Annotated in this window: 19 protein-coding genes; 9 read left to right on the forward strand and 10 right to left on the reverse strand. The window is 76.4% G+C overall.

From position 1 onward, the window contains the following. The first annotated feature begins 209 nt into the window (after positions 1-209). Positions 210-1,448 (forward strand): type VII secretion-associated serine protease mycosin, encoded by a 1,239-nt coding sequence (gene mycP, locus O7627_RS21415; RefSeq protein ID WP_278095283.1) that lies wholly within the window; start codon positions 210-212, stop codon positions 1,446-1,448. A gap of 57 nt (positions 1,449-1,505) precedes the next feature. Here mycP and O7627_RS21420 read toward each other — a convergent pair whose 3' ends face one another. Beyond that, on the reverse strand, positions 1,506-1,802 hold the full coding sequence (locus tag O7627_RS21420) for a hypothetical protein (RefSeq protein ID WP_278095284.1): 297 nt from the start codon (positions 1,800-1,802) through the stop codon (positions 1,506-1,508). Between the two features lie 34 nt (positions 1,803-1,836). After that, positions 1,837-2,172: a WXG100 family type VII secretion target gene (locus O7627_RS21425; protein ID WP_278095285.1), complete on the reverse strand. Its 336-nt coding sequence runs from the start codon at positions 2,170-2,172 to the stop codon at positions 1,837-1,839. Between the two features lie 213 nt (positions 2,173-2,385). Here O7627_RS21425 and eccCa point away from each other — a divergent pair, with 213 nt between their 5' ends. The 7 genes from eccCa (at position 2,386) to O7627_RS21460 (ending at position 10,490) form a co-directional block, all read left to right on the forward strand. After that, entirely contained in the window at positions 2,386-6,315 is a 3,930-nt protein-coding gene (gene eccCa / locus O7627_RS21430) for a type VII secretion protein EccCa (protein WP_278095286.1), read from the forward strand. An 83-nt stretch (positions 6,316-6,398) separates the two neighbouring features. Further along, positions 6,399-6,743: a hypothetical protein gene (locus O7627_RS21435; protein ID WP_278095287.1), complete on the forward strand. Its 345-nt coding sequence runs from the start codon at positions 6,399-6,401 to the stop codon at positions 6,741-6,743. Then, positions 6,736-8,361 (forward strand): hypothetical protein, encoded by a 1,626-nt coding sequence (locus O7627_RS21440; RefSeq protein WP_278095288.1) that lies wholly within the window; start codon positions 6,736-6,738, stop codon positions 8,359-8,361. Before O7627_RS21435 ends, O7627_RS21440 begins: the two co-directional genes overlap by 8 nt. Beyond that, positions 8,358-8,747, forward strand: coding sequence for a YbaB/EbfC family nucleoid-associated protein (locus O7627_RS21445; RefSeq protein WP_278095289.1), 390 nt, complete (start codon positions 8,358-8,360; stop codon positions 8,745-8,747). Before O7627_RS21440 ends, O7627_RS21445 begins: the two co-directional genes overlap by 4 nt. Next, entirely contained in the window at positions 8,731-9,072 is a 342-nt protein-coding gene (locus tag O7627_RS21450; RefSeq protein ID WP_278095290.1) for a hypothetical protein, read from the forward strand. Before O7627_RS21445 ends, O7627_RS21450 begins: the two co-directional genes overlap by 17 nt. 1 nt (position 9,073) lies before the next feature. Further along, complete coding sequence (locus O7627_RS21455; protein ID WP_278095291.1) at positions 9,074-10,129, forward strand: hypothetical protein; 1,056 nt, start codon at positions 9,074-9,076, stop codon at positions 10,127-10,129. Between the two features lie 25 nt (positions 10,130-10,154). Then, a complete protein-coding gene (locus tag O7627_RS21460) occupies positions 10,155-10,490 on the forward strand; it encodes an SAV_915 family protein (RefSeq protein WP_278095292.1) in 336 nt (111 codons plus the stop codon). A 9-nt stretch (positions 10,491-10,499) separates the two neighbouring features. Here O7627_RS21460 and eccB read toward each other — a convergent pair whose 3' ends face one another. Then, positions 10,500-11,942, reverse strand: coding sequence for a type VII secretion protein EccB (gene eccB, locus O7627_RS21465; RefSeq protein WP_278095293.1), 1,443 nt, complete (start codon positions 11,940-11,942; stop codon positions 10,500-10,502). Position 11,943: 1 nt separating this feature from the next. Continuing rightward, the gene (gene eccD / locus O7627_RS21470) at positions 11,944-13,494 is read right to left on the reverse strand and encodes a type VII secretion integral membrane protein EccD (RefSeq protein ID WP_278095294.1); all 1,551 of its coding nucleotides are present in this window, start codon (positions 13,492-13,494) and stop codon (positions 11,944-11,946) included. 128 nt (positions 13,495-13,622) lie between these two features. Between eccD and O7627_RS21475 the strand changes: the two genes are divergently transcribed. Next, positions 13,623-15,011, forward strand: coding sequence for a serine/threonine-protein kinase (locus tag O7627_RS21475; protein ID WP_278095295.1), 1,389 nt, complete (start codon positions 13,623-13,625; stop codon positions 15,009-15,011). Here O7627_RS21475 and O7627_RS21480 read toward each other — a convergent pair whose 3' ends face one another. The 6 genes from O7627_RS21480 to O7627_RS21505 are packed head-to-tail and all read right to left on the reverse strand — an operon-like array spanning position 15,012 to position 23,250. Beyond that, the gene (locus tag O7627_RS21480) at positions 15,012-17,255 is read right to left on the reverse strand and encodes a transglutaminase domain-containing protein (protein WP_278095296.1); all 2,244 of its coding nucleotides are present in this window, start codon (positions 17,253-17,255) and stop codon (positions 15,012-15,014) included. It abuts the gene before it with no gap. After that, positions 17,252-18,391 carry a DUF58 domain-containing protein gene (locus O7627_RS21485; RefSeq protein WP_278095297.1) on the reverse strand — a complete coding sequence of 380 codons (1,140 nt, stop codon included), beginning with the start codon at positions 18,389-18,391 and terminating at the stop codon, positions 17,252-17,254. The genes O7627_RS21480 and O7627_RS21485 overlap by 4 nt, the downstream gene beginning before the upstream one ends. Positions 18,392-18,393: 2 nt before the next feature. Further along, positions 18,394-19,350 carry a MoxR family ATPase gene (locus O7627_RS21490; protein ID WP_278095298.1) on the reverse strand — a complete coding sequence of 319 codons (957 nt, stop codon included), beginning with the start codon at positions 19,348-19,350 and terminating at the stop codon, positions 18,394-18,396. Then, entirely contained in the window at positions 19,347-21,287 is a 1,941-nt protein-coding gene (locus O7627_RS21495) for a fibronectin type III domain-containing protein (protein WP_278095299.1), read from the reverse strand. Before O7627_RS21495 ends, O7627_RS21490 begins: the two co-directional genes overlap by 4 nt. Before the next feature lie 44 nt (positions 21,288-21,331). Next, on the reverse strand, positions 21,332-22,585 hold the full coding sequence (locus tag O7627_RS21500; protein WP_278095300.1) for a HAMP domain-containing sensor histidine kinase: 1,254 nt from the start codon (positions 22,583-22,585) through the stop codon (positions 21,332-21,334). Beyond that, on the reverse strand, positions 22,582-23,250 hold the full coding sequence (locus O7627_RS21505) for a response regulator transcription factor (RefSeq protein WP_278098365.1): 669 nt from the start codon (positions 23,248-23,250) through the stop codon (positions 22,582-22,584). The genes O7627_RS21500 and O7627_RS21505 overlap by 4 nt, the downstream gene beginning before the upstream one ends. Between the last annotated feature and the right edge of the window lie 94 nt (positions 23,251-23,344).

Consider the following 23,344-nt stretch of genomic DNA (forward strand, 5'->3'; position numbering starts at 1 on the left):
GGTCCCGGGCGGTCGGGCCGGGCAGCCTCGACGGGGTGGTGCGACATCAGGCAGGACCGTCCGCCCCGGCGCGGGCGCTGGCAGCGGCCGGCGCGGCGTTGGCGTTGGCGTCAGTTGGCACAGCGATCCCCGGCCCGGCGCGGCCCCCGGCAGGACCGACGCAGCCCACGGCGGAACCGGCACGGCCGGTGCGGCTCGCGGCGGAGACCGTGCGGCTTCCGGCGGGGACGGGTCGGGGGGTGGCGCCGCCGGCCGGGGCCTGCGCGCGGCCGGATCCGCCGCTGCCGCCGGTCGCGGCACTGCCCTGGGCGCAGCGGGCACTGGACCCGCCGTCGGTGTGGCGGCACAGCACCGGCGCCGGGGTGCTGGTGGCCGTGGTGGACTCCGGAGTGGACAGCGACCATCCCCAGCTCAAGGCCGCCGGGACCGTGCTGCGTGGGCAGGACTTCCACCTGATCGGGGACCTGCCCGGCAACTTCGACTGCGTCTCGCACGGCACCGCGGTGGCCAGCCTCATCGCCGCCCGACCCGCCGACGGGATCGGCTTCGCCGGGCTGGCGCCGGGCGCCCGGATCCTGCCGGTCCGGGTGAGCGAACGCGAACTGACCGACGACGGACAGATCCAGGGCATCCATCCGCGCGTGCTCGCCGGTGGCATCCGGTACGCGGCCGACCGCGGCGCCAAGGTGATAAACCTGTCGCTCGCCGGTGGGGTGGACCACCCCGAGGTACGCGCCGCCGTCGCCCACGCCGTGGCCCGCGACGCTGTGGTGGTCGCCGCCGCCGGCAACGGCACCGGGTCCGACCAGGGCGGACCGGTCTTCCCAGCCGGCTACGACGGGGTACTCGGGGTCGGCGCCGTCGACCCCGACGGCCTGCGGCTACCGAGCTCCCGGACCGGTCCGCAGGTGGACCTGGTGGCACCGGGCGGCGGGGTGCTGGCGGCGGCCCGGGCCGGCGGGCACCGCTACTACGACGGCACCAGCTTCGCCGCGCCGTTCGTGGCGGCGACGGCGGCGCTGGTCCGGGCGGCCTGGCCGGAGCTGACCGCGGCCGAGGTGGCCGCCCGGATCGTCGCCACCGCGAACCCGGCACCCGGTGGACCCGGCTACGGGGCGGGACTCGTCGACCCGTACCGCGCGGTCACCGACGGCCTCACCGTCGCCGCGGTGGGCGTACCCCGTCCGGTTGTGCTGCCGACCGCGGACCCGGCGGCGGTGCGGGCCGCGGCCTCCTGGCACGCCGCCGGAACCTCAGCCCGGGTGCTGCTGGTGGCCTCGGTCCTGCTGGTCGCGCTGGCGGCGCTGGCCGGCTGGGTGATCCGGCGGGGACGGCGCGAACGGTGGCAGGCCCGGCGGGTCGCCGTGGCGTCGGACCCCGGACCCGACGACGAGTTTCTGGAGTCCGATCAGCTCTTCGCCCCACCGCCAGCACAACCCGACCGCTGATCGCCCGCGACGTCGGAGGGGACGACCTGGTGGTCGTCCCCTCCGGCGTACCCCCGATCACAACGCGGTGCCACCTACCAGCGCTCGCGCCTGTTGGAGGGCGCCCTGCATCTCGTTGTTGGCGTTGCCCACCGCAAATCCCAGCTCGGTGAGGAACGTGTTCTGCAGTTCGGTCAACCGCAGCCACGCCGTGGACACACCCTCGAACTCGGTGCCCGCGACGTCCTGCCAGTCGGTCAGGGCGACGCCGGTGGCCTGCTGCCAGGTCGCCATCTCCTCCCCGACCGCCTCGACGGTGCGCCGGATCCGCCCTTCCAGATCCTCCAGCGCAACGAAGTTGGCCCTGATCTCCATTGTCCCGATCCCTTCTCGCGTCGCCGCGTTCGTGTCAGGCCCGCGTCGCGCCGCCGAACGGCGCCCCGCCCTGCAGCCCGTTGAAACCGGCGGTGGCACCCTGGTCGGCACCCTCGTAGATGACGCCTGACGTCCGGGTGTTGTCCCCCAGCTCGGTCAGCGCGGTGACCAACCGGGTGACGCCGTCCTCCCAGCCGGCGTAGGCGGTTTCGAAGGCCGGGCGCGTGGTGCCCTCCCACTGCCCACGCATCGTCTCCACCAGTCCCCGCAGGGTCGTCTGATGCCCCACCATGTTCCCCGTGACGGTGCCCGCGGTGCCGGCGGTCTGACTGAGCGTCTCGGTTACGCCGTGGAGCTGCTCTGCGCCCATGGCCGCTCTCCCTCCCCGTCGGCGGCCCGCGCCGCGACGGCGTCGATGCGTCCGGCCGACCGTCGGCGGACACCACGACGCTAACCACGCGTCGGGGCACCCGGCCCGGACCGGCACCTTCCTGCCACGGCCGCGCCGGGCGGCGCCGCCGTGCGACACGATCCACCTCGGGCGCGGTGCGCGCCGGGCGGAGCGGGCACGCAGGGAGGGCACGTGGCGATCGTCGTCGTACGCCGGCAACCACGGCAGCCCGCCCCGGAACTGCCGGCCGGCGAACTGCTGTTGGAGGCCCCGCCCGCGATCCCGCCCCCGGCCGGTCGGCAGTGGACCCAGTTCCTCGGCATCCTGCCGCTCTTCGCCGTGATGGCGGTGATGCTTGTGGTCTTCTCCGGGTCGCTCTCCTCGACGGTGCGCCTGGTGATCTTCGCGGTGCTCGGCGTGGTGGTCATCGGCGTGGTGGTGTTCGCCCTGCTCGGCGGCGGCGGAGCCGGCCGGCGCGAGATGGCGTACGCCCGCCGGCTGTACCTGCGCGGGCTCGCCCAGCGGCGGATCCGGCTGCGCCGCGCCATCGGACGGCAGCGGGCCGCCCTGCAGTACCTGCACCCCGAGCCGGACGCGCTCTGGTCGCTGGTCGGCAGCTACCGGCTCTGGGAGCGGCGCCCGGACGACGCCGACTTCGCGGTCACCCGGATCGGCGTCGGCCCGCAGGCCCCGGCGATGACGCTGGTACCGCCGGACACCCAGCCGATGGAACAGCTCGAACCCCTCTCCGCGCTCGCGCTGCGCCGATTCGTCCGCGCCTACCACGCCGTCGCCGACCTGCCGCTGGCGCTGCCGCTCACCGGATTCGCCCGGCTGTACCTGCGCGGCCCACGGACCGGCACGGTGCCGCTGGCGCGCGCCATGCTCGCCCAGCTCGCCACCCTGCACGCCCCGGACGACCTGCGGATCGCGGTCTGCGTCGCGAACCAGCGGCGAGCCGACTGGGACTGGGTGAAGTGGCTGCCGCACGCCCTGCACCCGGACCGGACCGACGCCGCCGGGCCGGTCCGGCTGGTCACCGCGGACCTGCAGGACCTGGAGGAGCTGCTGGCCGAGTCGCTCACCTCCCGGCCCCGGTTCGACCCCGACGGCCGTCGCGCCACCGGCCCGCAACTCGTCGTCGTCATCGACGGCGGCGACCGGACCGGCTCCGAGCACCTGGCCAGCCCCGGCGGCGTCGAAGGGGTCCTGGTCATCGACCTGACCGCCACCCCACCCCGGGCGCTGGGCCGGCTGGCCGTCGTCCTCGAACTGGACGCCGACGGAACGCTCACCGCCGCCACCCGGGACGGTGCGACCCGACTCGGCCGGGCCGACGCGCTCGACGCGACGACCGCGGAAGCGCTGGCCCGCCAGCTCGCGCCGCTACGCCTGACCGGCGGTGACCCCGGTCTGACCACCGACCTGACGCTCGCCGAACTGCTGGACCTCGGCGACCCCCGCGGCTACCACGTCGCCGCCGGCTGGACCCCCCGCCCGGAGCGGGAACGCCTGCGGGTGATGTTCGGGCTGCGACCCGACGGCACCCCGATCGAGCTGGACCTCAAGGAGTCGGCGCAGGACGGCATGGGTCCGCACGGCCTGCTCATCGGCGCGACCGGCTCCGGCAAGAGCGAGCTGCTGCGTACCCTGGTCCTCGCCCTCGCGGTGACCCACCCGCCGAGCTCACTGAACTTCGCGCTCATCGACTTCAAGGGCGGCGCCACCTTCACCCGGCTGGACGCCCTCCCGCACACCAGTGCGGTGATCACCAACCTGGCCGAGGAGCTGCCGCTCGTCGACCGGACCGCCGACGCCCTCAACGGCGAACTGACCCGCCGGCAGGAACTGCTGCGGGCGGCCGGCGGCTTCTCCTCGCTGCGCGACTACGAACGGGCCAGGGCGGCGGGCGCCGACCTGCCGGAGGTGCCGACCCTGCTGGTCATCTGCGACGAGTTCAGCGAGCTGCTCTCCCAGAAGCAGGAGTTCATCGAGACCTTCGTCCAGATCGGACGGCTGGGCCGGTCGCTCGGGGTGCACCTGCTGCTGGCCAGCCAACGGCTGGAGGAGGGCCGGCTGCGCGGCCTGGACGCGCACCTGTCGTACCGGATCGGGCTGCGGACCTTCTCGGCCGCCGACAGCCGCACCGTGCTCGGGGTCACCGACGCCTTCCAGCTTCCCCGGGCACCCGGGCACGGCTTCCTCACCTACGGCGCGGAGCCGCCGATCCGGTTCCGGGCCGCGTACGTGTCCGGCACCCACCGCGGCCCGGCCGGCGACGACCCGGCCGAGGCCGGCGGGGTACGGCTGCTCAGCTACACCACCGAGCAGCTTCCGCCCGGCCCGGCGGCCACGCCCAGCGGCCCGGACCCGGGCACCGATCCGGAGCCCGACGGCGACTCCCTGCTGGACATCCTGGTGGAGCGCCTCATCGGGCAGGGCAGCCCGGCACACCAGATCTGGCTGCCCCCGCTGGGCGAACCGCCCACCCTGGACCAGCTGCTCGGCCCACCCGGCAGCGGGCCGGGCCGGGCGCCGGCCGGCCGGCTGCGCGTCCCGGTGGGGATCGTCGACCGACCGCTGGAGCAGCGGCGTGACCTGCTGGAGTTCGACCTGTCGGCGGGTGCCGGACACCTCGCGGTGGTGGGCGGGCCGCGCAGCGGCAAGAGCACCGCCCTGCGGACGGTGATCGCCGGCCTCGCCCTGACCCACAGCGCACGGCAGGTGCAGTTCTACTGCCTGGACCTCGGCGGCGGCGGGCTGGCGGCGCTGCGCGGGCTGCCGCACCTCGGTGGGGTGGCCGGCCGGCAGAACGCCGGCGCGGTGAAACGGACCGTCGCCCAGCTCACCGCGCTGCTGGCCGAGCGGGAACGGCGGTTCGCCGAACACGAGGTGGACGGCATCAGCGGCTACCGGGCCGCCCGGGACCGGGGCGAGTTCGCCGACGACCCGTACGGCGACGTGTTCCTGGTGGTCGACGGATGGCAGACCCTGCGCAAGGACTTCGAGCAGGTCGAGACGGCCGTCGCCGACCTGGTCGCCCGCGGGCTCGGCTACGGGATCCACCTGCTGGTGGCCTGCTCGCGCTGGATGGACCTGCGACCCGCCGTACGGGACATGTTCGGCAGCCGGATCGAGCTGCGGCTGGCCGAGTCGATCGACAGCGCGATCGACCGGGCGGCCGCCGCCCGGGTGCCGAAGGACGCGCCGGGACGCGGGATCACCGCCGGCGGGCAGCAGATGCTGCTGGCCCTGCCGCGCGCGGACGGCATCGCCCGCACCGCCGACCTGACCGACGCGGTGACGGCGCTGGCCGCGGGCGTCAGCGCCGGGTGGGCGGGCCGGCGGGCCCCGGGCGTACGCCTGCTGCCGGCGGTCGTGGCCGACGCCGACCTGCCGGCGCCCACGGCCGCCGCCGGCGACGGGCTGCGGGTCAGCATCGGCATCGGCGAGCAGGACCTGGCCCCGGTCGAACTGGACTTCGACGCCGATCCGCACCTGCTGCTGCTCGGCGACACCCGCTCCGGCAAGACCGGCTTCCTGCGGCTGCTGGCCCGGCGGATCGCGGTCGCCCAGCCGCCCGGCCGGGCGCGCTTCGTGGTGATCGACCACCGCCGGAGCCTGCTCGGCGAGCTACCGGCCGAGCACCTGCTCGGGCACGGCACCGACCCGGACAGCAGCCGCCGGCTGATCCACGAGACGGCCCGGGCGATCGCCGAGCGGGTGCCCGGCCCCGACGTCACCACCGAGCAGGTCCGCCGCCGCTCCTGGTGGCGGGGACCGGAGCTGTTCCTCCTGGTCGACGACTACGACCTGGTCATCGGGCCGGGCGACAACCCGTTCCAGCCGCTGCTCGGCTACCTGCCGCGAGGTCACGAACTCGGTCTACACGTCGTGGTCACCCGGCGCAGCGGTGGCGCCGGGCGGGCGTTGTACGAGACCTTCCTCGCCCGGCTGCGCGACGTCGGATCGCCCGGCCTGCAACTGGCCGGCAGCCGGGACGAGGGGCCGCTGCTCGGCGGTCTCAAGGCCGAGCCGCTGCCGCCCGGACGGGGCCGCCTGATCAGCCGCGGGCAACCGGCCCAGCTGCTGCAACTGGCCTGGCTGCCGCCGACCGGCTGACCGACCGACCCGACCGACCCGACCCGACCGACCGACCCGAGACCGATCCCCGACCCGACATCGACGCAACCGGAAGGAGTGCCGTGACCGCACCAGGACCGTTCCTGCACGGCGTGACCGAGATCCTGCAGGGCGGGGCGGCCCAGCTGGAGCCGACCGCCGCCACCGCCGCCGAGACGGCGGCCGCCCAGCTCGACGCGGGTGCCGTCGACTGCGCCGACGCGCTACCCGGCTGCCGGCAGTACATCGCCGAGGTGCACACCGCGGCCGGCCGGTTCGCCGCGTTCCTGGCCGAGGCCCGGCAGGGCGTCGAGGCGTACGCCTCGGTCGCCACCGGCGCCGCGGCCGTCTACACCGACCGGGACGCCGCCGCCGGGCAGGCGATTCCGGCCGCACCCGCCACCGGACCGAGGATCCCCCATGCCTGACCTGACCGCGCTCCTGGCCGAACTCGGCGAACTGCACCGCCGGGCCGAGGCGCAGCTCGCGCACCGCGACCCGATCCTGGCCAGCCGCGAGTCGTGGACCGCGATGGCCACCGGCCTGCGCGACACCGAAGCACTGTTGTGGAACACCGCCGGGCAGATCCAACCGGGTTGGACGGACGTCGCCGGACAGTCCTATCTGGACCGGATGGAGGTGAGCACCGCGGTGGTGCGCGCCTGGCAGGCGACCCTGGCCGACAGCGGCGTCCAGGAGTCGATGACCGGCCTGGCCGCCGAGATCGACGCGACGGTGACCCGGGTCCGGGAACTCCGGCAGACCGCCGACGCTCTGGTGGGGCAGCTCGCCTCGATCGCCGGACCCTATCCGGATCCGGTCACCGCCGGGAACATGACGCTGCTGGCCTCGGTGTACATCGGCCAGTTGGAGAACACCGTGGCGGAGGCGAGAGCGGCGTTGGCGGCCCTCGATCAGGCGTTCGGGGACGCGGCCGGGGTGGTCGCCCGTACCCCGGCCGGGGTGGCCTGGGACGGACCCGCCGGCGCGGGCGACGCGGCGACCACGATGGGCCTGCCGGGCGGCGCCGCCGGAGCCGGTCCGGCGGGGGGCGGCGCGGCCGGTCCGGGCGCTGGCGGCGCGGCGCAGACCACGGCTGCCGGCCCGGCGGCCGGCGTGGCGGGCGTGGCCGGCGGGCAGCCCGTGCCGGCGGACCTCGGCGCGGCCGGCGCGCCGACCGGCGGCGCCGGAGCGGCCGGTGGTGCCGTACCGGCGGCGGGCGGGGCCGCAGGTCCGGCCGGAGCGGCCGCGCCGGGGGCGGCCGGCGACCCGACCGGCCTGGCCCGGGCCGCCGCGCCACCCGCACCGGTCACCGGGGTGTCCCCCGGCACCATCGGCGGGGCGGGCGTACCCCCACCAGCGGCCGGGGCGGCCGGGCCGGTTCCGGTCATCCCGCCCGCCGGTCGACCACCCGCCATCGCACCGGTGCCCGGCGGCGGTCTGGTACCCGGCGCGGGAACGCCCCGCCCGGTGCTGCCCGGCGCCGGAACTCCCCGCCCGGTGCTGCCGGGCGCCGGAACTCCCCGCCCGGTGCTGCCGGGCGCCATCGGCGGAGGCGGCGGCCGGCCGGGCGGCCTCGGCGTCGGAGCCGGCGTCGCGGACACCGGGGCGACGACGATTCCCCGCGCCGCCGCGCCGGTCGGAGCCGTCCCGCCGACCGGTGCCGGCACCCCACCCGCCGCCGGCGCCGGTGGTGCCGCCGGTGCGGCGACGACCGGTCCGACCGGCGGCGGCTTTGTCCGGCCACCGCTCGGGATGGTGCCGCCGCTCGCCGCCGGCCTCGGTGCCGGCGGCGGCACCCCGACGGCGGGTACCGCGGACGACCGGTCCCGCAGCCACCGCGACCGGCCACTTCGTACCGTGCCCGGGGTACCGCCCCGGCTCGGTGGCCGGGCCGGCCCACCGGTCGGGTCGCTGCCGTTCGGCCGCCCCGCGGCCGCTGACGAGGACGCCGACCAGGTGCTCGACGACGAGTTGTGGCAGGTCCGGCGGCCAGCACCGGACGACGCCCGGTCGCGGACGGCCGGGACGTCATGCGCGACGTGACATCGGTACCCCTGCCGGTCGGCCCGGACCGGAAGCGGCTGCACGCCGACCTGCTCACCATCCAGCGCCGGATCGGCGAGGTCCGGGTCACCGCCGAATCCGACGACGGACTTGTCACCGCGACGGTCGGCGGTCGCGGCGAACTCGTCGAGCTGGCCCTCGATCCCCGGGTGTACCGCGACCCCGACTCCCGGTTGCTGGCCCGGCTGATCACCGAGACCATCCGCCGGGCCGGGGCACTCGCCGCGGACCAGGTCTTCGCGCTGTCCCGGGCGGTGCTGGCGCCGCGCGCGAACCGGGCGGACACCGACCTCGGCTTCGACGTGGTGCTCCGGCAACTCGAACGGGAGATGAGCCAGGAGGACCGCCATGACCAGCCCCGTTGACGGCAGCTTCGCGGCCGTCGAGACAACCTCCGCCGCGGCGGCGATCGGCCAGTTCGCCGCCGTGGGCCGAACCCTCAATGACACCTGGTCGGCGGCCCAGCAGGCGGCCACGGCCGCCGAGAGCGGCATCGGTGGCGGGCCACTCGGGCAGGCGTTCTCCTCCTGGTACACGGCGGCGAGCCAGTCCGTCCGGCGGACCGCCGCCCAGATACCACCGATGTACGAGGGCCTCAGCAACGCCGCCATGCAGGCGGTGGGCGGGTACGAGACCGCCGAGGCGAACGCGACGGCCGGGGTGCCGGGCGCCGGCCCGGAGGTGGGGTGAGATGCCGATCCCCGAACCGTCGGACGCCACCGGCCTCTGGGCGCAGGTGCGGGCGCTCAGTGGTTGGCCGGACTCCGACGAGGACGCGATCCGCTCGCTCGCCGCCGGTTGGGCGAACTCGGCCCAGGGTTTCGAAACCGCCGCCGGCGCCGGCGCCACCGGCGTCGACGCCGCCTGGCCGGATGCCGCCGGGGCGGCGATGCAGGACAGCGCCGGCCAGATCGGCACCGTGGCCGGCGCGAACGCCGCCGCGATGCGGGAGATGGCCGCCCGGGCCGAGCACTTCGCCGACGCGGTGACCCACGTCAAGACCGGCATTCACCAGCTGATCGACCAGAACGTCGCCGGCTACGCAAGCACCTTCACACTTCCCGACGGCGTCCGGGAGGCCGCCCAGGCCGAGTTCGTGCAGGTGCTGGCGGACGGGGTCAACACGCTCACCGAGGGGACGGCGCAGATCGTCGCGCAGGGACCGACCGGCGGCCCCATCGACCACCTGCTGAACTTCACCGGCGACACGCTGGAGAACGTCGCCCAGGCCCTGCAGAACAAGTGGTACCTGGTCACCGCGAGCGCCATCAACGGCGGAGCCGGAGTCCTGTCCCGCTGGCACACGCACGACCCGCTGTATCCGAGCATCGCCAACGACTTCCTGCCGGACGCGCGGCACAACGCGCAGTTCGTCCGGACGGCCACCATGGTCGGGCGGGGCGCGGGCGGCCTGCTGAGCCTGGCTGCGATTCCCGTCGACATGGCCAATGGCGAGTCGCTGGACCAGGCGATCGTCTCCAACAGCGCCGGGTTCCTCGCCTCGACCGGCACCGGCATGCTGATCGGTACGGCGATCGGCGGCCCGATCGGCACCGTGGTCGGAGCCGGGGTCGGCCTGGTTGCCGGGCTCTTCGCCGGCGGCGCGGTGGACGCACTCTACGAGAACGCCGACGGCATCAACGCCGCGATCCACGACGGGGCGGCCGCCGTCGCCGACGCCGCCGCCGGTGCCGGCGAGGCCATCGGCGACGGCGCCGAATGGGTCTACCACCAGATCTTCGGTTAGCCCGACCAGACCAGAGGAAGAATCGATGACCGGATCGCCCTTCGACGACCTCGGGCCGGCGGGACGCCTACCGCACGACTTCCCGCCGGTTGTCTACCTGCCCTGCCTGGCGGAGGTCACCGACGCCGCCGACGCGCGGATCGTCATGCGGACGACAAAGGACGGCCGGCTGGCGTTGCTCGCCTACTCGGCCCTGGACCGACTGCGCAACTGCTGCGGTCCGACCCAACCGTGGATCGTCGCGCCGACGATCGCACTGTCGCGTCTGCACGCGGCGGAGCCGTTCGACCTGCTGCTGCTGGACATCATGATCCCGCCGGAGCGGCGGGCGCTGCCCAACCCGATCACGGCCCGGTTCTGACCCGCCGGTTCAGCCGCCGGCGGCGCCGACCGGCGGGTCGACCGCCCGCGCCGTCACCGGGTCGAGGCCGGCACCCATCGGCACCCGGGCGACCAGGCCGGCCGGCAGCCGGACCGGCACGGCCCGCTCGTATCCGAGCATCGCCGGCACCCCCGGCCCGGACAGCGGATGTCCCCGCCCCTGGTCGGTCACGAGAACCAGAGCACCGGTGGTGGCCTGCGGATTCGGCAGCGCCAGCACCAGCGCCGCGTGTCCGGGCCGGACGTGCACCTCGTCGGCGAGCGGCAGACCGGCCGCGGTGCGACCGCCGGTGTCGCCGAACGGGTCGACGGCCGGCAGCCGGACGTCGATGCGGACCTCCGGAACGAACTCGCCGCCACGGAACGTCACGCACACCCCGGCCGGACCGCGGCCCGGCGCGGCGAACTCCGGCCGGCTGGCCGGCGGGGCGCCCGGCCCCGGATCGGCCGCCGGGGCCAGCCGCGCCCGCGACGCCAGCGCCGGTCCGAGGGCGATGCCGACCGGTTCGGTTCCGCCGTACGCGGCCGTGGTGCGCGGGTACGCCAGCTGGATGTCGTACTGGAGTTCGGTGATCGGGCGCAGCGCGTCGGCGGTCACCAGGAAGTGCTGGCTGTCGCCGCCCGAGGTGCTCGCCACCACGAGCTGCCCGGCCCGCAGATCGGACCGCCCGGGTACGGCGGTGGACGGTCGACCGGCCTTGGCGACCGGGATCGGCCCGATCGGGGTCCCGGCCGGGATCTGGTCGACCACCTCGGCGTCGGCGGCGGTCCACGGCTCGACGCCGAGCGCCAGGCCGGCGGTGACGGTCTCGGGCTCCGCCACCGCGTGCCGGTGGCCGCGCCAGATCAGCTGCCGCTCACCGGTGGCCGGCACCTCCACCAGCAGCGCCCGGTCGTCGAGGGGCTGACCGTCGCGCGCCGGCGCGCCGACCAGCAGGACGCTGCGGCCGGCGGGAATGCCGGCGTCGGGCGGGCGGGAACAGAGGCTCCAACCGTCGGCCAGAACGGCCTCCGGTCCCGGCAGCGTGTCCGGGGCGTCCGGGATGCCGAGCCGGGGACCCCGGGGTACGTCGAGCAGGGAGCGGCGGGACACCGTCCGGGTCGGCGCGTGCCGTTCCAACGCCAGCAACGCGGAGGCGTAGTTGAGCACCGGGTGCAGCCGACCGTCCACGAAGACGTACCGGGCACCGGTCTCCTTCACCACGATGACCGCGTCACCGTCGCGCCAGGACCGGTTCCCGCCCGGCACTAGCAGACCGTAGACGCCGACCCCGGCGAGCAGCAGCACGGTGATCGCCAGGCTGGCGAAGGCCGCGGCCAGCGGCCGCCGGAACGGCGGCTGCTCCGGGTCCGGGTCCCGGATCACCAGCGCCGAGACCACCCGCTGGCCGAGGAACCGCCAGGACTGGGCCTGGTCCCGCCGGGTCGCCACCTCAGCCGCCCAGGCCGCGGACCAGCGCGAACAGGCCGAGCACCGCGCAGACCGCCGGCACCGCGCCGAGCACGAGCAGCACCTCGGCCACCTCCGCGTACCGGCCCAGCACCGGGCCGGGGCGCCGACCGCTGTAGCGCAGGCCGAGCAGGACGCCGAGCACCGCGACGACCGTCAGCAGCGGCACCGCCAGGGCCACCGCCCGGCCCGGATCGGCCATCAGCGGACCGGCCGCCAGGCAACCGGCCCCGGTCAGGCCGGCCGCCAGCAGCGGAGCCCGGTGCCGCACCGCCGGATAGAGCCGGGCTCGAACCCCGAACCCCGACGCGAGTACGCCGAGCAGCAGCACCGCCGGCCAGCCGGGCGCCCGGGCCAACAGCACCTGGCAGCAGGCCGCCACGAGCGCCGCGCCGGTCAGCAGGCCGGTCAGCCAAGCGTCGGCGCGCAGCACCGCGGCGTACACCGCCCGGCGGGGCGGTTGCGGGTCGTCCCGGACCAGGTCGGCGGCCGAGCGGGGCAGCACCGGCAGCGGCACCCGGCCCAGCCTTACCGCCAGCGGTCCGAACAGCGGGGAGAAGAGGAGCAGGACCCCGGCCAGCACCGCCGCGGCGCCGGTGCCGTCGGTCAGGCCGGCGGTCACCGCCCATCCGGCCGACCCGCCGAGCAACCCGGCGGTGGCGGCGCCGGCGAAGACGGCGAGCAGGTCGGCCACCGCGAGATAACCGAGGCCGGCGACGACCAGCAGCAGCGCGCAGCCGCCCAGCAGGTGCGGGGCGCCGAACGCGGAGAGCGGCAGCCGGCCCCCGAACGCCAGCGCGCCACCGGTGGCGGCGCAGGGCAACGCGAGCGCGGCCAGCGCCGCCCCGGCCCGCGCGTCACCGACCACCCGGGCCAGCACGGTAGCCGCCACCAGCAGCACGCCGGCCACCGCCAACGCCAGCAGCGCGGGCAGCGGCCAGGGCGGACCCGCCCGCAGCAACGCGGCGAGCGCGAGCGGCACCGCGCCGGCCGCCACCGCCAACCCCGACAGTCGGGTCTGCGCCGGTCCCCACTCCCGACCGGCCCGGCGGGCACCGCCGGCGATCGCGTCCACCAGGTCGTCGTACTCCAGCTCCGGCCAGTCGAGCCGGCGGGGCACCAGGTGCAGCACCTCCCCGTCGGTGACCGCCTGCCCGCCGAGAGTGCGGGCGGCGTCCACGGCCCGCCCGTCGGCGCGGCGCAGCAGCCAGCCCCCGTCGGTCACCCCGTCGTCGGCCAGGTTCTCGCCCGCCTGCCGCAGCAGCCCGGGCAGCAGTTCCGCCACCGGCGAGCGTTCCGGCAGCGCCAGATCCATCCGCCGCTGCGGAGCCGCGACGGTCACCCGTACCAGGGCTGTGGTCGTCATCCGGTCCTTCCCCACCCTCGTCGCGCCCACCGGACCGCGCCGGCCGACCGGACCGTGCCGGCCGACCTGGCCGCGCCCGCCGACCCGGCCGGGTCGCTCGTTGGCGCCGTCGGGACGCGACGCGCGGCGCGGCAGCAACCTGTCGCCGGCTGCGGCGGTCCGGCGCACCTCCCTACGATGGGGCGGCGACCCGGTCGCGGCCAGCGGCACGGCCGGTACCGGCCACGATCCGCTGTGGACGGCGGGTGCCCAGGGCGGCCGGCGGGCGCGTCACCACCACGAGGACGGGCCGAGGTATGACGACGAACCCGGACGAGGAACAGCTCGTACCGCTGGGCGAGGGCCCGGTGGCGACCGTGCTGGCGGGCACCGACCCGGCCGGGCAGGCGTACGCCCTCAAGGTCTTTCCCGGCCGGCTGGACCGGCGTGGCCGGGCCGGCCTGGACCGGGAGCTGGCCCGGTTGGCGGCGCTGCGGGTGGACGCTCCGGTGCTGGTGGCCGACCGGGTGGAGCGGCTCGCCGACGGCCGGTGCGCGCTCCGGATGGAGCTCTGCGCGCAGTCGTTGCGTGAGCTTGTCGACTCGTTCGGGCCGCTCACCGTCTCGGACGCGGTGGAGCTGGGCAGCGCGCTCTGCGCGGCCCTGGTCGCCGCGCACCGGGCCGGCGTGGTGCACGGCGCCGTCACCCCGGGCAACGTGTTGTTCCGGGCCTCCGGGGAGCCGCTGCTGGCCGACTTCGGTCGGACCCTGCGGGACGCGTTTCCGCCCGGTTCGGCCTCGGCGGTGGACTTCCTCGCGCCGGAGACGGTCCGCGACCAGACGGCCGACGAACGCACCGACCTCTACGGGCTCGGCGCGGTGCTGTACCTGGCGCTCTCCGGTCGGTCACCGCATCACGGGCCGCCCGGTGAGCCGGAGGGTGACCGGCTGCTGCGGGTGCTCGGTACGCCGGTGCCGCCGCTGGACCGGCCCGACCTGCCGGTGGAGTTGGCCCGGCTGGTGGCCGCGTTGCTGGCCAAGGATCCGGCCGGACGACCCGAGGACGCCGCGACCGTGGCCCGGCGGCTGGCCCGCATCGCGCCCCGCGCCGCCCCCGCCGAGCCGGCGGCCGCTACCGCCCCGCCTCCGGGCGGGTCGGAGGAGCTGGCCGAATCGGTTGCGGAGGCCCGGCCCCACGATGCGCCCGGGTCGGCGGTCGAGGTGCCGGCGCCCCGGCCGGACGGCGAACCCATCCTGGTCTTCGGGCCGGAGCGGCGGCGGCCGGCCTGGCTCCGCGGACCGGTGCTGGTGTCGGCCGCCGCCGGCGCCCTGGCCCTGCTCGCGCTTGTCGTCACCGCGCTGCTGCTGCGCGAACCGGCCGAGCCGGCCGTCCCGCCGGCCCAGTTCGGTGGCACCAGCCCCACCCCCGCGCCGACCCGGGCCGTGCAACTGGAGCTGATCGACCCGGTCGACCGGGGCAACGTCGTGGAGCTCTCCTGGCGCAGCAGCGAACCGCTGGACTTCGCCATCATCGTCGCGGCCGAGGGCAAGCCCACCGAGACGGTATTCGTGCACCGCAACACCAGCTACCGGCTGCCGGTGGATCCGGTGCTCAGGTACTGCTTCCTGATCCAGGGCGTCGACGGCGTCGGGGTCTACGAGACCGCGCCCAAGCCGATCCGGGGCGCGAACTGCGTCGGCGGCTGATCAGCGGCCGGGCCGGACCAGGTCGCGCGGATCGAGCGCCGCCCGCAGCCGCGCCCGCCAGCCCCGGCGGGACAGTGCCCGCGACAACGCGCGGACCGCCGCCCAGGCCCGCCCGGTCGTCCCCGCCGGTGCCTGCCCGGACCAGAGCGCCAGGTCCACCTCGGTGCCGAGCTCGCGCAGGGCCCGCGCGGCCTCCGGGCCGGCTGCGGCCTCGGCCTCCCGCGCCAGGTCGCGCGGCGTCATCCCCGCCGAGACCAGCACGCCGTACGCCCGCAGCCGGTCCCGCACCTCGTCGACCGCGCCGATCATGGAGGCCGGGCCGGACCGCCGCCGGCGCAGCCGGGTTCGGGCGGCCCTGACGGTCGGCACCCCCACGAGCCAACCAAACAGTGGTACGGCGAGTCCGGTCGCCAGCAGCGGCCAGCTCGGGAACCGGAACCGGTCGGCGGCACCGTCCCGGCCGTCCGGCGCCGTCGCGGCGACCGGCGGATCGCGCAGCCGTTCCGGGGCGGGCAGGTCGACCCGTTCCCGGGCGGTCGCGGCGGCCAGCGAGCCGGCCGAACCGGGCGGGTCGGTCGACGGTCGGCCGCCGGGGTCCAGCGGCACCCAGCCGACGCCGGCCACCGCCACCTCCGGCCAGGCCAGCACATCACCGTTGCGGACCGTGTAGCCGCCGTCCGGGTCCGGCCCGGCCGGGGTGCGGTAGCCGACGGTGAGCCGGGCCGGGATGCCCAGGATCCGGGCCAGCGCCACGTACCCGGCCGCGAACTGCTCGCTGGTGCCCCGCTTGCTGTGCAGCAGGAAGTCGGTGAGCTGCGGCCAGGAGTGCCCGGTCGGCGGTTGTGGCCCGGTCGCCAACCGGTAGTTGTCGCGGAGGAACCGCTCCAGCGCCAGCGCCGCCTGGAAGGAGGGTCGGACCTGGCCGACGGCCGCCGCGGCGAGCTCGGCCACTCCCGGCGGCACCGGCCCGACTCCGCCCTGGCCACCGGGCGCGTCCGGGTCGATCGCCGCCCCGGCCAGTCCTTCGGCCGGTACCTGCGGCTGCCACCAGGTCAGGGTGTAGCGGGCGGCCGAGACCGCGCCCGGTGGCAGGAGCAGGGTGCCGTGGGCGACCTCCACCAGCGGTTCGGCGCCCCGCACCGCGGCCGGCCAGGTCTGGCTGGGCAGCCACGGTCCGGTGGCCCCGGTGGTGGCGATCTCGGCGGTGCGCCGCTGGACCCGGACGGTCACCGGCGGGCCGGGCGGCAGCGAACTGCCGAGTCGCTGGTACCGGTCACCGGAGGTCCAGTTTGCTCCGTCGAAGTTGTCCAGCACCACCAGCGGCCAGCGATCGACGTCGGTCGCCCCCCACACCCGGAACACCGGCGGGGCGGGGTGGGCGAGCCGGTCGGCGATCTCGTCCAGCGGGTTGCTGACCGGTCCGATGGTGACCACGGCCGGCTGTTTCGCCAGCCCGTACCGGGGCGGCCCGGCCGGCAGCAGGCCACCGCCCGCCGCGGCCAGCACCGCGACCGCCGCCGGCAGCAGGACCGGCCGCAGACCCGGGACCCGCCGCCACCCCGACGAGCCCGACCCGGCACCCGCACCGGGCGGCCGGTCACTGACCGGCCGGGCACCGACCACCGCGCCGCCGCCCGGCGTGGTGTCCTCGCCGGCCACGCCGCTCGCGGCGGCGAGGGTCCCGGCGAGGGCGGCGTAGCCGAGGGCGGCCAGCCCGGCCGGTGCCGGGCCGAACGGGGCGAAGAGTTGACTGAGGAGGGCGACCGCGAAGCTCGGAACCAGCGCCGGCAGCGGCGCCGACCGGCGGTGCCACAGCTCCACCCCGAGCACGGCGGCGGCCACCACCAGCAACGGGACGAACAGCATCAGGTCCGGGTCGGGTCTGGCCGGCCAGGTCGACTGGAGCGCGAGCCGCCACGAGTCGGTCACCCCGGCGGCCAGCGCGGACAGCGTCGACGCCGTCGGCAGCCCGGCCTTCGTGGTGGACCAGAGCGCGGTCTGCACCACCGCCACCAGCCCGGCCACCGCGGTCAGCCACGGCCGCCAGCCGGCCAGCGCGCGCAGGTACGTGCCGGCGAGCGCCGCCACCAGCAGCACCGCCGCCGGTACGCAGACCGGCACCAGCAGCGCCCGCAGGCCGAACACCGGCGCGAAGAACAGCCCGGCGGCGGCCGCGGCGCCGACCAGCGCGCCGATGCCGACCGCGGTCCCCGGCCGCACCGCCGGCGCGGTGCGCCGACTCACCGGATCGCCTCGTTCCACCGGCGGACCGCCTGCCCGGCACCGTCGGCCGTGATCAACCGCACGCCGGCCGGCAGGTCCGGCCCGGGTCCGCCCGCCAACGCCACCAGGAACACCTCCGGGTACGCCCGCCGCAGTCGCGCCAGCGGGCCGTGCCCCACCGCACCGGCGGTGATCAGCGCTAGGGCTCCGCCCGCCGGTCGCTCGCTGGCCAGCGCCCCCGGCACCACCGGATCGGCCGGCGTCCCGTCCTGGCCGAGTTCGCAGAGCTGGTCGAGCAGGTGTCGGGTGGCCGCCGCGCCGCCGCCCAGGGTCAGGTCCAGCCCGGCGGAGGTGGCCAGCCGGCTGCGGCGGCCGGCGCCGGCCGCCGCGCCCAGCAGCGACGCCGTCAGGTCCACCGCCTCCTCGAAACCGTCGACGGTGAGCACCCCCGCGCGGGTGTCCAGCAGCACGGTGAACCGGGGCTGGTCCGGATCGGACAGCTCGCGCACCATCAGCGCCCCGGTCCGGGCGGTCGCCTTCCAGTGCAGGTGGCGCAGGTCGTCACCGGGCACGTATTCGCGTACGTCCTGCAGGTCCGACGAGCCGCGCAGGACGCGGTCGGTGCCGCTGCCCTCGTGGTGATGCCGTGGGTAGGCACCCGGCGCCACCCGGACCGGATACCGCCGGGGATGCACCCGCAGCGTCGCCGTGGGGCCGGCCCAGACCCGGTTGACGGCCAGCCCGAACGGGTCGACCCGAACCAGGGTGAGTGGACCCACCACCAGCCGGCCCCGGACCCCGGTGGGTAGCTCGTAGCGGTGCGTCGCCTCGCCGCCGGCGGGCAGGCCCCGGACCCGGACCGACCGGTTGGTCGGCCCGGCCGGGTCGACGGCGAGGAAGCCGGCGCGGCGGCGGCCACCCGGATTACGGATCCGCAGGGTGGCCAGGGCGGGTCGACCGCGCTCGACCCGGTCCGGGTGCACCGACCGGTCGACCTCGACCGGCGCGACCGGCGCCGTGCGCGCCACCGCGGCCAGCACCGCGCCGAGCCCGATGGCGCCGAGCGCGGAGAGCAGCGGGTAGCCGGCCCACCAGCCGGCGGCGAGCAGCAGCGCCCCGGTCGCCGCGACGGCGATCCCGCGCCCGGTCAGGCGCACGGTCAGCGGCCCGGGCTGCCCAGCGGCGCGGGCGTGGCGGCCAGCACCCCGGCCACGATCTCCGCCACGTCGCGCTGGTTCAACTCGGCCTCCGGGGTGAGCACCAGCCGGTGTCCGAGGACCGCGGCGGCCACGTCCTTGATGTCGTCGGGGGTGACGAAGGCGCGCCCGGCCATCACCGCCGCGGCCTGCGCGGTCCGCACCAGCGCGATGCTGCCGCGGACGCTCGCGCCGAACCGGACGGCGGCGTGTTCGCGGGTGGCCGCGGCGAGCCGGGCGGCGTACCCGACGACGGCCCGGTCGACGTGGCAGGCCCGCACCTCGGCGATGGCGGCGAGCAGCGCCGCCGGCTCCACCACCGGGGCCAGGTCGTCGGGGGTCACCCCGGCCCGGTCGTTGATGATCACGTCGATCTCGGTCTCCAGGTCCGGGTAGCCGACCGCCAGCCGGATCAGGAACCGGTCGAGCTGTGCCTCGGGCAGCCGGTAGGTGCCCTCCATCTCGATCGGGTTCTGGGTCGCCACCACCATGAACGGTCGCGGGACGTCGTGGGTCGCCGAGTCCGCGGTGACCCGGCGCTCGGACATCACCTCCAGCAGCGCCGACTGGGTCTTCGGCGTACCCCGGTTGATCTCGTCGGCCACCACGATGTTCGCGAAGACCGCGCCGGGGTGGAAGCTGAACCGTTCCTGGCTCTGGTGGTAGACGGTGACGCCGGTGATGTCGCCGGGCAGCAGGTCCGGGGTGAACTGGATCCGGCTCCACCGCCCGCCGACGCTGCGGGCCAGGCACCGGGCCAGCGTGGTCTTGCCGAGCCCGGGCACGTCCTCGATCAGCACGTGCCCCTCGACCAGCAGGGCGGCCACGGCGAGCCGGACCAGCTCCGGCTTGCCGTGCAGCACCCGCTGCACGTTGGCCACGATCCGCGCGGCGACCTCCGCCGCCCCGACCCCGGTCATCCCGCCGGCCAGCGGTAGCGGTTGGAGGTGACCCCGTCGACGGTGACCCAGACGGTCTGGCCCGCCGACCCGAACGCGAACCGCTCGGTGGTCAGATTGCCGTTGCCGTCGGTGCTCAACCGGGCACCCGGGTTCGTGTAGTTGCCGGAGGCGTACGGCTGGAGCTTGTAGGTGGTGTTCGGGGCGAAGCCCCGCAGCACCACCCGCATGAAGGCGCAGTCCGGCGCCCGGCAGTCGCTGCCGTGGGTGGTGTCGGCGCCCCGGCTGACGGTGACCGTACGCGTCGGCGTCGGCGCCGGCACCGTGGCCCGCACGGTGGCCGGCGCACCGCGTCCGGCGCTGTTCTCGGCGACCACGCTCACCTGGTAGGCGACGCCCCGGGTCAGGCCGGTCAGGGTGGCCGACCGGGCGCTGCCGGCCCGGTTCAGCGAACCGGCGCCGCCGCCGGAGACCCGCACCCAGGAGACCCGGTACGCCCGCACCGCGGCCCCGTTGGCGGCGGCCGCCCCCCAGCTGAGGTTCAGGTTGGCGCCGCTGGCCGAGGCCCGCAGGTTGCGGGGGATCCCGGGCGGGCTGGCCGGCACCGGCGGGGCCGACGTCGGGTCGGGCGCCGCGGCCGGTGGGGGTCGGCGCGGCGGGTCCGGGTCGCGCGGCGGGCGCTGCTCGCCGCCGCCGGCGGGTCGCACCGGTCGGCCCGGGGCCTCGGCGGTACCGGTCGGTGCGGGCGTCGCTGCGCCGGACGGTGCCGGCGTCGCCGGGCGGGTCGGGCGGTCGCCGCCGACCGGCACCGAGCCGACCCCGCCGCCGGGGTCGATGACCAGCACGTGCCGTCCCTCGGCGCCGTCGACGTAGACCCGACCGTCCTCGCCGCGGTGCAGTCGGGGCTCACCGATCTCCTTGGGGACGTTCGCGACCCGTTGCTGGGCACCGGTCCCGCTGTAGGTGAGCACCGAGTTGCGCTCCAGTTCCAGCAGCACGATGGAAGAGCCGGTGGCAGCCGGCCCGGAGTACTCCCCGGGCGGCAGTGCCACCTCGACCGGCGGCGTCGCCCGCCGGTCGCCGAGGTCCGCGGCGTCGGCCAGGTACATCCGGGCCGCCGCCGGGTCCAGGATGGCCACCCGGCCGGAGACGTCCTGCGGCGCCACCCGGGCGCCGGTCGGCAGGTCCGCCCCGACCGGCGTCGCCTCGCCCAGGCCGGTGGCGCCGACCGGGGTCAGCGTGTCGGCGACGGTGTCGACGAAGACCGGGCGTCCGCCCACCACGGTGAGCGCGCCGGAGTGCCCGGGCGGCGCGGCGGCCGGGCAGGAGATCCGGTCGGCGCCGGGGGCCAGGCTGCAGATGGCGCCGGAGTCGGGCCGGTGCAGCCAGATGGTGCCGTCCGGGGTGGCGACCGGTTCACCGACCGCCCCGCCGGTCGGGACGACCGCGGCGTCCGCGCCCAGCCGCACCACGCTGCCGGCGTTCCGGTAGATCAGGTACGGGCCGCCGACGGTCTCGATCGCCACCGGCCGTTCCCCTGTCGGTGCGGTGATGGTCCGCTCGACGGACAGATCGGACTTGCCGAACTCCACGATCCGCGACCGGCCCACCACGTACCCGCTCGTCTCGCCCTGGACCACCTGGCTGTCCGGCTCGATCTCGTCGAGCGCGAACTGCGCGTCGACCTGGCGGGCGGCGCCGTTGACGTGGAAGACCGCGCCCAGGTCCGGACTGGCCACCCAGTGCCCGGCCTGGGCGAACCGCAGACCCGGCACGGAGGAGCTGGCGCCGGAGACCGCCGCGGTCACCGCCACCAGGCAGACCCCGAGCAGCAGGGCCAGCGGCAGCCGACCCGGTGGGGCGGCGCGGTGTCGCCGCCAGGCCCGGCCGCCGAGCGCGCGCAGGCGGCTCAGCGGGCCCGGCGTACGCAGCCTGGCCGGAGTCCGGATGGAGAACACACCGTCGAGAATAGGGAGTCCAGTACAGGAAAGGTACAACCGGCTCATGATCCGCCGTCGGGCAGCACCAGCTCGAAGATCGCCCCGCCGGACTCGGCGTTGTAGACCCGCAGCATCCCGCCGTGCGCCTGGGCGACCCAGCGCACGATCGGCAGTCCCAGGCCGGTGGAGCCGGGTCCGCTGCTGAACCGGTCGAAGCTGCCCGGGGCCAGCGCGGGATCGATGCCCGGCCCGTGGTCGGCCACCATCACCCGACCGCCGGCCACGGTGATGTGGACGACCGCGACGGCCTCACCCGGCCGGCGGCCGTGCCGCAGGGCGTTGTCCAGCAGGTTGCCGATCGCCCGCTGGACCAGGCCGACGTCCACGTTGACCTTGCTCGGCGCCGCGGTGACCGTCACCTGCGCGCCGTCGGTCGGGGTCTCCTCCACCACCGTGCTGACGAGCTGGTCCAGCCAGACCGGCTGGATGTCGAGCTGCTCGACCCCGGCCGCCAGCCGGGCCCGGACCAGCAGCGCGTCGATGACGCCCCCCATCCGGGCCGCCAACGCGACGGTCCGGGGCAGCAGGTCGGCGCTGCGGGTCGGGTTGCCCAACGCGGTCTCGGCCAGCGCCCGCAGCGCCGCCACCGGGGTCCGCAGGTCGTGCGCGGTGTCGGCGAGCAGTACCTCCTGCTGTTCGAGCGCGGTGACGCCGGGCCGGATCGCCCGCCGGCACAGCAGGTTGGTGAGGGTGCCGGCGACCGCCACCTGCACCAGCCCGGCGGCGACCACCAGCAACACCAGCTGGCGGTGGTCGGCCCGGGACGGGCGGGCGTCCAGGACGGCGACCACGGCGCCGATGTACTGGCCGCTGGTGTTGCGGAACGGGTCGGCCGACACCCGGACCAGTTCCCCGCCGGTGCCCCGCAGGTCGGTGTTGAGCACGTTGCCGCTGTCGACCGCCCAACCGGCCAGCTGGTCCAGCCGGGCCCGGTCCACCGGCACGCAGGTCCTCGCGCTGACGTGGGCGGCGAACGGCTCACCGCCGCCGGGCAGGATCGTGAACTGTGGACACTGGGTGTTGATCTCGTCGCCGCTGACGTACCTGGTGATCAGGGCGGTGTCGTACTGGAGCAGCCGCTTGACGGTCCAGGTGGTCCGGCTGAGCTGCCCGTCGAGCACCTCGTTCCGGTGCCGGGCGTCCCGGTCCACCAGCAGCCAGCCGAGTCCGATCGAGCCGGCCGCCGTCAGCACGACGACCGCGATCGTGAGCCGCCGGCGCAGCCCCTCCAGTCGGGCGGCCGCCGGGACCGTCATCGGGTCGCCTCCCCCGGCCCGGCGAGCCGGTAGCCCCGGCCCCGGACCGCGATGATCAGCTCCGGTCCGCGCAGCTTGGCGCGCAGCCGCCGCACCACCACGTCGACCACGTTGGACATCGGATCGGTGCTGCTGTCCCAGCAGTGCTCGATCAGCTCGTCCCGGCCGACGGCCTGGTCCGGCCGGGCGATCAGATACTCCAGCACGGCGAACTCCTTGGCGGTCAGGCTCAGCAGCACACCGGCCCGGCGTACCTCCCGCCGCGCCGAGTCGACCTCCAGGTCGGCGTGGCGCAGCACCGAGGGCCGCCCGGTGCCGGCCCGCCGGGCCAGGGCCAGCACCCGGGCGGTCAGCTCGGCGACCGCGAACGGCTTCACCAGGTAGTCGTCGCCGCCGTGCGCGAAGCCGGCCAGCCGGTCGGCGACGCTGTCCCGCGCGGTGAGGAACAGCACCGGCACCGCCCAGCCCCGCTGCCGGCGCCGGTGCACCTCGACCACCGAGTCCCCGTCGGGCAGCATCCGGTCGAAGACCACGCAGTCGTAGTCGGCCCGGGCCAGCGCCTCGGCGGCGCCAGCGAGGTCGGCGGCGGCGTCGACCCGCAGCCCCGCGCCGGTGAGCTCGGTGGTCAACGCCAGCCGCAGGTCCGCGTCGTCCTCGACCACCATCACCCGCACCGGCGTCCTCCCGCGGGACGTGTCATCGAAACCTCAGGTACGGGTGTGGATTGTAGAGGCGCGCGGGGTCGCTGACCCGGCGCCG

Origin of the sequence: Solwaraspora sp. WMMD1047, from assembly GCF_029626155.1 — a bacterium.
GTDB lineage: Bacteria > Actinomycetota > Actinomycetes > Mycobacteriales > Micromonosporaceae > WMMD1047.

Bases quoted from the DNA above. Each gene is read 5' to 3' on its own strand.
- O7627_RS21450 (WP_278095290.1), top strand. From the start codon at position 8,731: ATGACCAGCCCCGTTGACGGCAGCTTCGCGGCCGTCGAGACAACCTCC.
- O7627_RS21420 (WP_278095284.1), bottom strand. From the start codon at position 1,802: ATGGAGATCAGGGCCAACTTCGTTGCGCTGGAGGATCTGGAAGGGCGG.
- O7627_RS21460 (WP_278095292.1), top strand. From the start codon at position 10,155: ATGACCGGATCGCCCTTCGACGACCTCGGGCCGGCGGGACGCCTACCG.
- O7627_RS21490 (WP_278095298.1), bottom strand. From the start codon at position 19,350: ATGACCGGGGTCGGGGCGGCGGAGGTCGCCGCGCGGATCGTGGCCAAC.
- O7627_RS21425 (WP_278095285.1), bottom strand. From the start codon at position 2,172: ATGGGCGCAGAGCAGCTCCACGGCGTAACCGAGACGCTCAGTCAGACC.
- O7627_RS21475 (WP_278095295.1), top strand. From the start codon at position 13,623: ATGACGACGAACCCGGACGAGGAACAGCTCGTACCGCTGGGCGAGGGC.
- O7627_RS21440 (WP_278095288.1), top strand. From the start codon at position 6,736: ATGCCTGACCTGACCGCGCTCCTGGCCGAACTCGGCGAACTGCACCGC.
- O7627_RS21505 (WP_278098365.1), bottom strand. From the start codon at position 23,250: ATGGTGGTCGAGGACGACGCGGACCTGCGGCTGGCGTTGACCACCGAG.
- O7627_RS21500 (WP_278095300.1), bottom strand. From the start codon at position 22,585: ATGACGGTCCCGGCGGCCGCCCGACTGGAGGGGCTGCGCCGGCGGCTC.
- O7627_RS21455 (WP_278095291.1), top strand. From the start codon at position 9,074: ATGCCGATCCCCGAACCGTCGGACGCCACCGGCCTCTGGGCGCAGGTG.